Consider the following 12444-nt stretch of genomic DNA (forward strand, 5'->3'; position numbering starts at 1 on the left):
GGGCTGTAGGCTATCGAGCAGGGAAGCATCCGCTCGCGCTACCGTCCTGCCATCAGATCGGGCAGGCATTCTTGCTGATAGGTATGTGATGCCTTGCGCCACGGCGCAATGACCATTGCCACGCTAGGTCTCTGCAATGCCTTCCGCCGCGGGCGATCGCGCGACGTAAACAAATTGTTATCTCTTGGGCGCCTGTGAGTGAAGTCTTTGTCATTCGCTTGTGGTACGTTCAGATTATACTGATGGCGGTGTGGAATGGGCAGATCATGCCGTGGTGTTCAGTTATTTGTTTGCCATGCGATGCAGAGAATTGTTCGATCTGAACGATAAGGGGCAATGCCATGATTATCTCGCGCACGCCGTTGCGGATCAGTTTTGCTGGTGGCGGCAGTGATCTGCCGGCCTTCTACCGCCATGAACCGGGGGCGGTGGTGAGTACGGCGATCAACAAGTATATCTACATCACTGTCAATGAGAAGTTTGACCATCAGATCCGGGCCAGCTATTCAGTGACCGAGATTGTTGATCAGGTGGATGACCTTAAGCATCCACTGATACGGGAAGCGTTGCGTTTGGTGGGGCGGCAGCATTCGATCGAGATTACCTCAATCTCCGATATTCCCTCGCAGGGCACCGGTCTTGGCTCATCAAGCACGTATACGGTGGGGTTGCTGAACGCACTCTATGCCTTTATTGGCCGGTTTGTCGGCGCTGAACGGTTGGCCCGCGAGGCGTGCATTATTGAGATTGATCGTTGTGGCGCGCCGATCGGGAAGCAGGATCAATATATCGCCGCCTACGGCGGATTGCAGTTTATTCAGTTTAACCCTGATGAGACGGTGTTTGTTGATCCGATTATCTGCCGCGCTGAAACGAAGCAACGCTTGCAGCAGCGGTTGATGATGCTGTACACCGGCGCTACCCGCAAGACGAGCGATGTGCTGCGCGAGCAGCGCGAGAATACCGAGCGTGATGAATCGCGCCGCCGGCATTTGCGCCGCATGGTGGAGTTGGCGCATGATCTGCGCCTTGCCCTGCACCACGATGATCTCGATGCGTTCGGCGAGATTTTGCACGAGGGTTGGATGCGCAAGCGCAAGTTGGCGAGCGGTATTTCGACGCCGCAGATTGATGATTGGTACGAGCGGGCGCGGGCTGCCGGCGCGATCGGCGGTAAGATTCTCGGCGCTGGCGGGGGCGGATTTTTGCTGGTCTATGCGCCAGAAGAGCGGCACGACGCCATCCGGGCTGCGTTACCCGAATTGCGCCACGTTCCTATACAATTTGAGCCGCAAGGTAGTAAAATAGTCTACGTGGAAGAGCGGTCGTTGGCTTCGTGATTCGTCACGCGGCCAACCCTCGCTTCCAATGACAGGGGGGAGCGAGAAGCGCGTTGAGCTTCTCGCTGGGCTTCGATTCAGGAGGTGCCCCTTGATGTATCGCTCCGTGCGCTTCAGTCTAGTCTCCCTTATCGTCCTCGCCCTCATCCTTCCCCTCGCCATCACCACCGCTAATAATCCACCTTTCCGCCAATGGTTGCCCGCCGTCTTCGCTCCATCCGGCGAACCCCAGTATTGGATCAATGCGCCATACTTTCCGGTGGCCAACGTTACCAATGACCGGTTCGATGAGATGGCGATCTTCTGGTTTGGTCAAGTCAGTTATACCAGCAACTATACCGATGTACGGATTGGCTATAACAACGAGGCGCTCTACCTCTATCTCGCGGTTTTTGACCGGCAACTCTGGTACGATACCACTCCCGCTGCCGCCGATCTGACCGCGTGGGATGCGGCGACCGTCTTCATCGACACTAGTGGCGGCTCCCAGCTTGGGGCAACCAGTTACCGGCTGGTGGCCCAGTTTCGCGGCCCGCCTGAGCCGGATGCGCGCTATCAGTTGAGCCAGCGCGCCAGCGGCGGCAGTTGGGCGGCGGCCACGGTCGCGTTCAGCACCATCCCCGGCTGGCGCGGCGACGCACCCAACAACGATAACGATGAGGATCGCGGTTGGGCGATGACTTTTCGCATCCCCTTTACCAGCCTTGGTCTCGCTGGCCGGCCCGCCAATGGCACGCAGTGGCGATTGGGGGTGATCGGGCATGACCGCGATAACGCTGCCGGCACGCCGATTGCTGATCAGGTATGGCCGCCGAACCTCAACCCGAATCAACCCCGCACGTGGGGCGGTCTCCGTTTTGGCTTGCCGGTCTACACCCCGCCGCCGGTCAGCGCCACGCAAGAATACCTTCTCCGCCACGGCCTGAATGGTGTGACGGTAGCCGATGCCGGTGTGGGTGGTCAGGATGATAATATGTGTAATGCTGACGGCAATTTCTGGGATCGCTGGGGCAATTGGTCGCAGCCGGTGGACAAAGCCGACACTAGCGTCCAAAATCAGGCTGATATCGCCGATTGGCCGTGTTTTGCCAAGTATTATCTCACCTTCCCGCTAAACAGCTTGCCCGCCGGGCGAACGGTGGTTTCGGCGAAGCTGATTCTGAGCCAGATGGGGAATGCGCAACCCCAAGACGCCAAGCCGTCGCTGATCCAAGCAATGGTGGTGGGTGAGGATTGGAACCCCAATGCCCTAACGTGGAATAATGCGCCGCTCGCGCGCGAGAACATCGGCAGCGGTTGGGCCGGAGTGATGTTCGGGCCTCCCAATTGGAACAATCTCCCGAAGCGTGAAATTGACGTCACGCGCGGGGTAGTGCAGGCGTATGCCAATGGCCAGCCGCTGCGGTTGGCGCTCTACTCGGCGGATAGCGCCTACCACAGCGGCAAATATTTTGTCACCAGCCGCACCGGCGATTGGAACGAGCAGAATCGCCCAACGTTGGTCGTGGTGTTGTCAAGGTCGTGATCTAGCCGTTACGGCGCCGGACGCAAGACCAATGTTTCGCCCTCGATCGCGCCGCCAAAGCGCATCGGGATGTCTTCGACTCGCTGCCACCGCTCAAGGAAGTCGCTGTAGCGACTGCTGAGCACGTTGCCTGATTGGCCAGTGGTGTGCATAAAGCGCGAGTTGGTGAGGTCGCTCAGATCGACGATCTGGCGGTACGAGGGCGCGTTGTATTGCAGGTACGGCTCGGTGATGCGCACCGGCGCGACGTTGACGGTGAAGGTGTCGCCGCTATTGGGGATGCGCCGCTCAAACAGGCCGCGCAAGGCTCCCACTTGGCTGAAGGGGTTGTGCGGGAAGACCGCTTGGTGGACGCGATCCCAGCGCCAGCGCGCTGGATCGCTCTCGCCTTGCGCCGCCGCCATCGCGGTCAGGCCGTTGCTGAGCGCCTTGGCTAACGTCGCGGGACAATCCTCCTTTTCCCCAATCGTTGTCACATCGTCGCACCATTCGCGCTGGCCATCGAGCAACACTGCCCGTAGCGCCAGCGCCGGGAAGTCGCGCCGGTTGCGGTAGGTAGTGGTAAAGTACTCACGCAGCTCATCGGCGAAGATCGCTTCGAGGGCGGCGTAGTAGTAGCCTTGATAGACGGCGGCGGCGGCGCTGTCACCGCGCATCGCGCCATCCCAACTGCGCAGCAGCTCAAGCGCGGCGGCTTCACGCTCGCCGGCAGGGGTCACGTTGCGGAAGACTGGCAACAGCTCGCGGGCCTGTGCTGAAACGACATCCCCCAACATTGCCCGCATATCATCCACCGTCAGCCGGTTGCCCTGCTCGATCAGCTCGATGATGCGTTGGGCGCGGAACGGGGCGGCCCACGATGTGCCGAGCAGGTAGGGGTAGTCGTCGCTCACCACCTTGTTGTTGGCGGTGGCGACATAATCTTTCGGCGGGTTGTAAATGTGTGGCAACTCCTCGAACGGAATGTAGCCAATCCATTCGTATTCGTCCGTCCACCCCGGCGCCGGCACTCTGCCATCACCGTTGCGCCGGATCGGCACCGCACCCGGCGCGTAATAGCCGATATTCCCGTCAATATCGGCATACACGAAATTCTGCATCGGCGTCTTGTAATCGCGCAACGCGGCGACAAACTCCTCCCAGTTCTGCGCGCGGTTAATGTTGAGGAACGCGCGCATGGTCAGATCATCATCGTCGAGCGCCGTCCATCGAAAGGCGAGCGTATCGGGCAGATCGCTCTGGACATCACTGATGATCGGGCCGTGGCGCGTGATGCGCACCGTGAGCGTGATCGGGTCAGCGCCTTTGACCTGAATCATTTCGTTGATGAGCGTGACCGGTTCGCGCTGGCCGTTGTATTCGACATAATTTTGAGCGTCGATTCGTTCGATATACAAATCTTGCACATCTGGGCCAGTATTGGTCACACCCCACGCGATCCGTTCGTTGTGGCCGATTACAATCGCCGGCAAGCCGGGGAAGGTCGCGCCGATTGCGTTGATCCGGCCACCCTGCATGTGGGCCAGATACCAGATCGAGGGGATGCGGTTGCCGAGGTGGGGATCGTTAACCAGCAGCGGCTTGCCGCTGGCCGTGCGCGAACCGCCGATCACCCAATTGTTCGAGCCAGAGAGCAGGTCGCCGAGACCGGTTGTCTGGTGGATCGTCTCCCACAGGTCAAGCATTGCTTGCGCGGTGGCGGGTTGGATCGGTGGGCCGGCGTGACCAATCGTTGTGAGATCCGGCATACCTTCAGGCAAGATCAGCGGCCCGTCGGTGGTATAGGTCTGCATCAGAACGTTGGCATCTTCGCGGCCAACTTTAGCGATCAGCAAGGCGCGCAGCACCTCATCGCTCCAGTTACCGCCAAGATCCCATGCCATCATCTTGGCCCACACCAGCGAATCGATGGGTTGCCACGGTTCGGGTTGCACGCCAAGGATCAGAAATTCAGGTGGCAGCACCGGATTAGTGGCGAGAAACGCATTGACGCCAGCGGCATAGGCTTCCAACATCGCCAGCGTCTCGCCGTCGAGCTTCGCCAGCGCACTGCGGGCGGCGCGGGCCACGCCGAGCGTGCGCAAAAACTTATCGGTACGTAGCGTCGTCTCGCCAAACACCTCAGACAGGCGGGCATGGCCGATCCGGCGCTGCACTTCCATTTGCCAGAGCCGTTCTTGGGCATGGACAAAACCCAAGCCAAAGGCAGCATCGGTCTCGGTAGCGCCGGTGATGTGGGCCACGCCGTCGCGATCGCGCACAATCGTCACCGGCCCGCTGATCCCGCGCACCTGAATCTCGCCGGTGGTTTGCGGCAACGACCGCCGCAGCCAGAGATACCCGCCCCCACCGCCAACCACCACGACCAACAGCACTAGTGCTAACACCCAGCCGGCAATGCGCATCAGCAACCGCATTGTTGCCCCTCTTCACTTCAACGCACTTCAGTTGTGGCGGTGATTATAGCATAGGTCGGTAAGGATCGCGATGGCGAGGGGTGCGGGCATCAATAGCCACGAAAAGACACAAAATACGCAAAAACGTGCTATTTTTGCGTCGTTTGTGTCGCTTTGTGGCTATGCGGCGCAGTGCCCTTACCCCCTTCCCCTCTCCCGCTGGGGTTGCTTAGCCACCACCCCCAACCCCTCCCGCGCTAGGGGAGGGGCGCTTGCTCCTCCCCCCACTGGGGGAGGCTGGGAAGGGGCATTAGGTGAGTGGGGGCAGATGCCCGCCGCGCACGCCGCGAGCTAACACTACTCTCCGCGCCCTCGGCGGTAAACAGACCTTCCCCCCTCCCCTTTCTCATTGGCGCGGGAGAGAGGCGCTGCTGTGTTCCACTCCTGCTATGCCTCGTCCGCCCATCACGCAGCTCCCCCTCTCCCGCCGTGAGGTGGGAGAGGGGGTTGGGGGGTGAGGGCCAACAACAAAGGCGCAGCGCGGGCCGAGGCGCAGAGGTTTCAAACGCAAAGGCGCGAAGGACGCAGAGGGTTCTGGGATGGTGGTTATCCTCTGCAGACGCAGAGATGAGGTACATGTTGTGCTTTTTTTGTGGCTCTTTGTGGTTATTCCACAGAAAACATCCTAACACCTTGTTGCAGCCGTGATTGTGGCTTGTGGTATAGTTATATACTATATTATCAGTACGATTGATGTGCTGCTCACCAGTAATCTCCTGTCTGCCGAACCGTCTGACAACCCAGCCTTGCCCCTGCCGCCTATCCCTCCCAACGAGGAGGAGCGACTGCGTGAGCTGGAGAGCTACCATATCCTCGACATTTTGCCCGAGCAGGTGTACGAGGATATTGTCCGGCTGGCGGCCTATATTTGCCAGACCCCGATGGCGCTGGTCAATTTGATCGACCGTGACCGGCAGTGGTCGAAGGCGCGGTTGGGTTTTGCCGATAACGAGGTGGATCGCAAGCTGGCCTTTTGTTCATACACGATCAATTACCCTGATGATGTGTTTGTAGTGCAAGATGCGACCTGCGATCCCCGCTTTGCTAATAACCCATTTGTGCGCGGCGATCCCTATGTTCGCTTCTACGCTGGCGCACCGTTGGTGACGGCCAACGGCTACGCGCTTGGTACGGTGTGTGTGGTCGATCGGCAACCCCACCAATTATCACCCGAGCAGGTTGAGATGCTGCGGGTGCTGTCACGCCATGTCGTGCAGCATCTCGAAATTCGCCGTGATCTGTTGCAGCTCGAGCAACGGCTGCTGGCCCACGAACAAGAACGCCATTCGCTTCAAGCCTATTTGCACAGCCTCGAAACTCGGCTTGCCGAGGTGCAGCAGGTGTTGACCGATCCGCTGACGGAGGTGCTCAACCGGCGCGGGTTTGATTTACGTTTGAACGAGGAGTTCGATCGCGCTCGCCGCTATCAGGCGCCGTTATCGTTATTGTTGATAGACGTGGATCACTTCAAAGCGTTTAACGATACTTTCGGCCACCTTGCCGGCGATGAGACGTTGCACATCGTAGCGCAGGCATTGAACGAAGGCAGCCGCAAGCATGACATCATTGCCCGTTATGGTGATGAGGAGTTTGCCGTGATTTTGCCCGCCACCGGCAGCGACGGCGCCTATGTGCTGGCCGAGCGGCTGCGCCGGCTGGTGCAGCAAGCGGCATGGCCGCTCCGTCCGGTGACGATCAGTGTGGGGAGCGCAAGCCTACTGATGAGATGCTGAGTGTCTGCGATCTGATCGAGCGGGCGGATCAGGCGTTATATGCCGCTAAGCGGGGCGGGCGCAATCTGTGCGTGGTGCGGTAGACGCTAACATGGAGTGCGGCAGTGCCACTGCCGCACTTGTTTGCTTACAACACCACCGAAATCACCGCGCCAAAGTGCAACACACTGCCTAGCAACACAAAGCCGTGCCAGATGTTGTGCATGTAGCGCCGTTGCGAGAGCATATAAAATGGTGTTCCGGCAGTGTATGCCACGCCGCCGGCAACCAGCAAACCGATGGTCAGTGGGGTGAGCGCGGTAAAGACTTGATCGGCGGCAATCACCACCAGCCAGCCGAGCGCAACGTAGATCAGGGTCGAGAGCAGGCGAAACCGTCCGGTTAGAAAGAGTTTCATTACCACCCCAGCTAACGCCAGCCCCCAAACGAGGCCAAAGAGTGTCCATCCCAACGTACCGCGCAAACTCACCAGTGTGAATGGGGTGTACGTGCCAGCAATCAGCAAAAAGATTGCGCTGTGGTCAAAGATTTCGAGGATTGCCCGCCGGCGCGGTTCACGGCTGGCGTGGTAGAGCGTCGAAGCGAGGTAGAGCAACGTCAACGTTACGCAAAAGATCGTCGCGCCGGCGATTTGCCAGCCGTCGCCACGTTGCCAGACTGCGCTGAGCAAGATCGCGCCGGCCAGCGCACTGAGCGCCGCTCCGGCGCCATGCGTGATCACGTTGATCAGCTCTTCGTGCGGCGAGAAGTGTTCGGTTGGTTGGAGTGTCGTCATAGCAGCACCTGTGATGACTATAAAAGGGTTTTACCTCATCCGAAGCAATCTCCTGCGAGCACGGTTTGCGCCTGCTCAGGCACGATTTCCGCTGGACGCGGGAGATTGCTGCGGTCGGGTGGCAGCCAGCAGTGCTGGCCGCCCCACTCCCTCGCAATAACCCATTGGTCTCTCATGGCAAGCCGAACACAAGGGCAGAGCGCCGCTCTGCCTCCATGCGGCGAAGTCTTACCTGTTTGAGTATGCAATGGCAGAAGGTTCTCGGCTAGTGTCGCTCGTCCTGAAGAGGTTATGACTGTAGTCACCGAGAGGGTATGGGGTGCGGCAGTTTGACTGCCGCACCCCATACCGTTACTGATAAGGGTACATCGTATCTTTCCTTACCTTCCCACCAACTCGTTACCGAGCAAGCCCAGCAACACCCTCCCATCTGGGTGCAGCTCGAAGCGCGCCCGTTCAAACCACTGTGTGATCACCACTGTGCCGGGCCGGGTCTCTTCGATCTGCGGCTGCGAGAGCGGTAAGCCAAACAGAGCGAGACTCTCGGCGTAGCTCTTGCCGGGCCGGCCATCGAATTCGAGGCCGTTGCGCCGCCAGTAGCTGAGGAATGGCTCGCACAGCGACTGATTCGTCTCGGCAAAGTAAAGGCAACCGGCAACCGGCCCGCTGCGCTCAAAGGTATACCAATCGCGACCTTGCCGGCGCAGCAAATCATCACCTATCCGCGAGAGCAAGACGTTGTAGGGCGGGGCATTTTCTGGCCGCCACTCGAAGCGGTGGCGCTCGAAGTATTGTACGGTGACCGGGCGGCCATCGCTACCGATTTCGGTAAACTCTTCGCTGATTGGAAAGCCGAAGATCGGCAGGCCGCCGTTTTGTTCCCAGTACGCGCGAAAGCCACCGCCGAGGGTATGGCCGGTTTCGGGGAAGAACAGCCGGCCATCGGACGGTGGTTCAACGCGGGTAAAGGGATCGAAGCCGGGGTTGGCAACTGGCGCCGGCGTGCCCAACGGGCAGCCGCCATAGGTAGTGGCCGTTTGCACCGCATTCAAAACGTTCAACCGGCCATAGCCATACTCGCCGTCGCGCCCCGGTGCGCCGCGATCTTCGGCGGAGATCGCCAACACACAACGCACGTCATTACTGCTCAGATCGGGCCGTACCGTCATCACCAGCGCCGCCGCACCCGCCACAAAGGGGCTGGCGAACGAAGTGCCAGTAGCAGTTACGTAGCTATTGCCCGGCAGCGTGGTGGCAATATCAATGCCCGGTGCAACGAGATCGATAAAGTCACCGGTATTTGAAAAGCTGGTAACTTCATCGCTGTATCCCGTTGCCCCTACGGCGATCGTTTCCGGATATGCAGCCGGATAGTTGGGTGCATTGCTTTCGGCCCGCTCGTTACCGCTGGCAGCAATAATCAACACTCCGCGTTCGGTCGCGTAACGCACGGCATCTTGCAACGCGGGGGAATTCATCGCCCCGCCCAAGCTCAGGTTAATGATACGCGCGCCGCTGTCAGTGGCCCAGCGAATTGCGCTAACCACGCTCGAATCGCGGCAGCGGCCATTGTTGAAACACGCCTTCACTGGCAAGATCTGGCATCCCCAGCAGATACCGGCAATACCCGTACCATTGTCGCCGGCGGCGGCGATCAAACCCGCCACTGCAGTGCCGTGACCATTATCGTCATTGGTGTTGGTGCTGCCGGTAATCGTATTGAGACCGCTCAGCACCCTCCCACTCAGATCGGGATGGCCGGCGTCAACCCCTGTGTCGATCACTGCGATGATGATTGGCCCGCCGGTCGTGATATTCCAAGCGTCGTAAGCGCCGATCGTGTTTAATGCCCATTGCTGCTGAATAAAGGGGTCGTTGGGTGTGCGGGTAATGGCCCGTTCGTAATCAGGCACGGCGTAGATGACCCCCGCGAGATTACGGATGCGTTCGCCGGCTACAGTGGCCGGCATCCCGGCAGGTAGGCGAACGAGATAGGTGTGATCGCCGATCAGTTTCAGGCTTTGGACGCGGAGCCGCTGGCTGAGCGTAACGGCTTGCTCGGTATCAGCCAGTTTGACGATCCAATCAGTGGTAGGTGCGGCCTGTGCGGGTGGCGCCGGCACAAGACTGATCAAGAGGATCAGCAGGCCGGCGAGGGCAAAACGGGCAGGCATGAAGTTTCCTCGTGTAATAGATGCCATACCTACCGGCATTGTACCTGATCGTTCTGCCTACCGCTATAGGAGTCTAGTCCCTTTCATTGACGATCGGCCATCAAAATATCACCGGCGCTGCTATGCTATAATTGAGGTCGATATGAAACAACACAAACCGACAACCTCCCTGCGCGCCGGGTTGCGCAAATCAATTCTCACCTCGCTCGTGATCGGTTTGGCGGTGGTGATCGTGATCAGCTTGTTCAGCGATCTCCGCGCCGTTGGCAACGATTTGCGCACCTTCGACTGGCTGCTGCTGCCGCTGATCCTGATTGGCACTGTCATCAATTACTGGCTGCGCTGGCTCAAGTGGGACTATTATCTGCGCTATTTGCGGCTTGACCGTAACATTGACCATGCAACGAGCGGTCTCATTTTTACCGCCGGATTAGTGATGTCGGTCACACCGGGCAAGATGGGTGAAGTGCTGAAGTCGTTTCTCTTGCGCCAACGCAATGGCGCGCCGATCAGCCGTTCGGCGCCGATTGTGTTGGCCGAGCGGTTGACCGACGGTGTTGCCATGCTATTTCTGATGGGATTGGGGTTGACCCTTTACCCGCCGGCGCGCCCCTTGTTCGTGGCGCTGGTCGTGGCGACTATCGCCGGGATTGTGGTGGTGCAACGGCAAGAGTTGGCCTTCGCCGTCATCCGGCTCGTGGCGCGTCTGCCGTTTGGCGCGCGTATTGCGCCGCGACTCGAGATGGTCTATACCACGACTGCGCAATTGTTGCACTGGCGCATTTTGCTCGTCTCGACGCTGATCAGCGTGATTTCGTGGGGTTTTGAGTGTTTGGCCTTCTTCGTGGTGCTCATGGGGGTCGGTAGCGAGCCGTCGTGGTTGCTCCTTTTGCAGGCGACGTTTATCTTCGCGGCAAGCACGCTCTTTGGCTTGGTCTCATTTTTACCCGGCGGGTTAGGCGCTTCAGAAGTGAGTAGCGTCGGTTTGCTGATTGCGCTGGTTGGAGTGAGCGCCAGCGCGGCAACCACGGCGACGATCGTGATCCGTTTTTGTACGCTCTGGTTTGGGGTATTGCTCGGGGTGATCGCGCTGGCGTGGCTTGGCCAGCGCACAGGAACAGAAGACAATCTGGCTGCGCTGGATACTTCGGAGGTCGTATGACGTCGGTGTTTACCCGAATTGTGCGTGGCGAGCTGCCTGCATTTAAGCTGTACGAAGACGATCTGACTCTCGCCTTTCTCGATATTAATCCGGCGGCGCGGGGCCATACGCTGGTCATTGCCAAGCCAGAATTGCCCGGTTTGCTCGATCTGCCGCCCGAACTGGTCGCAGCTACGGCGCTCACGACCCAGCGTGTGGCGCGAGCTATTGTCGCAGCACTGCAACCCGATGGCTTTAATATTATTCAGAATAATGGCGCTGCTGCCGGGCAAGTAGTGTTTCACTTCCACATCCATATTATTCCGCGTTGGGATGGTGATCGGTCAGTGAAGCTGTGGCGTCCCAGCGCCGCTACTACCGACGATCTGCAGGTGGTAGCAAGTGAGATCATCGCTCATATTTAGGAGCGGCCAATGAGCGGAACCGTCTCTTCCCCTTCTAGCCAGCAACCGCCAACTGCACCATCAGGCCCGGATCAGGGTCGCCAACCGGTTCCGCCGGCCTCTGCTGAGACTCGTCCTATCCGCCAGCGACCGGCGCGCAATAACCGTCTGCGAGTAGGGATGGTTGTGCTGCTCGTAGTGTTGTTCTTGATCATACTGGCGCTCGTGATTGCCGGGATCGGCGGGGTGCGTTGGCCGGCCTTGTCGCAAAACCGGGTGACGCCACGTGAGCTGATTTTACAGTCCTCTACCGTTGGTGTAGTGGACGGCGGCCAGTCACCGGCTCCAGCCGTCAACGTTGATATCGCGCCGCGTTTTGCCGCTGCGTATGAACGGCTCGGCGGCTTGCGCCGGCTTGGGTTGCCGATTAGCCCGGCTTTGTTGCACAATGGCCGTGAAGTGCAGTGGTTTGAACGCGCGCGGGTTGAATATTGGCCGGAACTGAGCGGTACACCCTACGAATTTCAAATTGGGCTTGTCGGGGTGGAGTATGTCGCCGGGCGTACCTTTCTTCGCCCCGAACCATTCCCGTCACGTCCCGATCTCCGCTACTTCCCGGAAACCGGCTTTGGCGTCGGCGGCTTGTTTTTGCAATATTGGGAAGAAAACGGGGGCTTGACATCATTCGGCTATCCGATTAGCGCCGAATTTGATGAGGTGCAGCCTGATGGCTGGGCTTTCCGTGTGCAATATTTCGAGCGCGCCCGGTTTGAGTTACACCCCGAAGCGGCGGGGACGCCGTATGTAGTGCAGTTGGGTTTGTTGGGATCAGCGCTCTACTTCGGCGAGCCACGCCCGCAAACCGTGCAACCCCGGCCAACGTCGGTGCCGTAGCA

9 protein-coding genes are annotated in these 12444 nt (G+C 59.2%); 6 read left to right on the top strand and 3 right to left on the bottom strand.

Annotated elements, in window-relative coordinates; translation table 11 throughout:
* Nucleotides 1-341: 341 nt before the first annotated feature.
* Nucleotides 342-1340 carry a GHMP kinase gene (locus tag U9R81_RS11045; RefSeq protein WP_322495508.1) on the top strand — a complete coding sequence of 333 codons (999 nt, stop codon included), beginning with the start codon at nucleotides 342-344 and terminating at the stop codon, nucleotides 1338-1340.
* Between the two features lie 94 nt (nucleotides 1341-1434).
* On the top strand, nucleotides 1435-2865 hold the full coding sequence (locus U9R81_RS11050; protein WP_322495509.1) for a DNRLRE domain-containing protein: 1431 nt from the start codon (nucleotides 1435-1437) through the stop codon (nucleotides 2863-2865).
* Nucleotides 2866-2873: 8 nt separating this feature from the next.
* On the opposite strand, the gene U9R81_RS11055 is transcribed toward U9R81_RS11050, so the two are convergent.
* Nucleotides 2874-5282 (bottom strand): penicillin acylase family protein, encoded by a 2409-nt coding sequence (locus U9R81_RS11055; RefSeq protein ID WP_322495510.1) that lies wholly within the window; start codon nucleotides 5280-5282, stop codon nucleotides 2874-2876.
* Nucleotides 5283-6016: 734 nt separating this feature from the next.
* On the opposite strand from U9R81_RS11055, the gene U9R81_RS11060 reads away from it, so the two are divergent.
* Nucleotides 6017-7054 (top strand): sensor domain-containing diguanylate cyclase, encoded by a 1038-nt coding sequence (locus tag U9R81_RS11060; protein ID WP_322495511.1) that lies wholly within the window; start codon nucleotides 6017-6019, stop codon nucleotides 7052-7054.
* A gap of 127 nt (nucleotides 7055-7181) precedes the next feature.
* On the opposite strand, the gene trhA is transcribed toward U9R81_RS11060, so the two are convergent.
* Both trhA and U9R81_RS11070 read right to left on the bottom strand, forming a co-directional pair.
* On the bottom strand, nucleotides 7182-7829 hold the full coding sequence (gene trhA / locus U9R81_RS11065; RefSeq protein ID WP_322495512.1) for a PAQR family membrane homeostasis protein TrhA: 648 nt from the start codon (nucleotides 7827-7829) through the stop codon (nucleotides 7182-7184).
* Nucleotides 7830-8209: 380 nt separating this feature from the next.
* A complete protein-coding gene (locus U9R81_RS11070; protein ID WP_322495513.1) occupies nucleotides 8210-10003 on the bottom strand; it encodes a S8 family peptidase in 1794 nt (597 codons plus the stop codon).
* A 142-nt stretch (nucleotides 10004-10145) separates the two neighbouring features.
* Between U9R81_RS11070 and U9R81_RS11075 the strand changes: the two genes are divergently transcribed.
* Genes U9R81_RS11075 through U9R81_RS11085 form a run of 3 tightly spaced genes read left to right on the top strand, consistent with a single transcriptional unit; the run spans nucleotide 10146 to nucleotide 12442 of the window.
* Nucleotides 10146-11165 (top strand): lysylphosphatidylglycerol synthase transmembrane domain-containing protein, encoded by a 1020-nt coding sequence (locus U9R81_RS11075; RefSeq protein ID WP_322495514.1) that lies wholly within the window; start codon nucleotides 10146-10148, stop codon nucleotides 11163-11165.
* Nucleotides 11162-11569 (top strand): HIT family protein, encoded by a 408-nt coding sequence (locus tag U9R81_RS11080; protein ID WP_322495515.1) that lies wholly within the window; start codon nucleotides 11162-11164, stop codon nucleotides 11567-11569. Before U9R81_RS11075 ends, U9R81_RS11080 begins: the two co-directional genes overlap by 4 nt.
* Nucleotides 11570-11578: 9 nt before the next feature.
* Nucleotides 11579-12442 carry a hypothetical protein gene (locus tag U9R81_RS11085; RefSeq protein ID WP_322495516.1) on the top strand — a complete coding sequence of 288 codons (864 nt, stop codon included), beginning with the start codon at nucleotides 11579-11581 and terminating at the stop codon, nucleotides 12440-12442.
* Nucleotides 12443-12444: the final 2 nt, after the last annotated feature.

The organism is Chloroflexus sp. (genome assembly GCF_034435895.1).
GTDB lineage: Bacteria > Chloroflexota > Chloroflexia > Chloroflexales > Chloroflexaceae > Chloroflexus.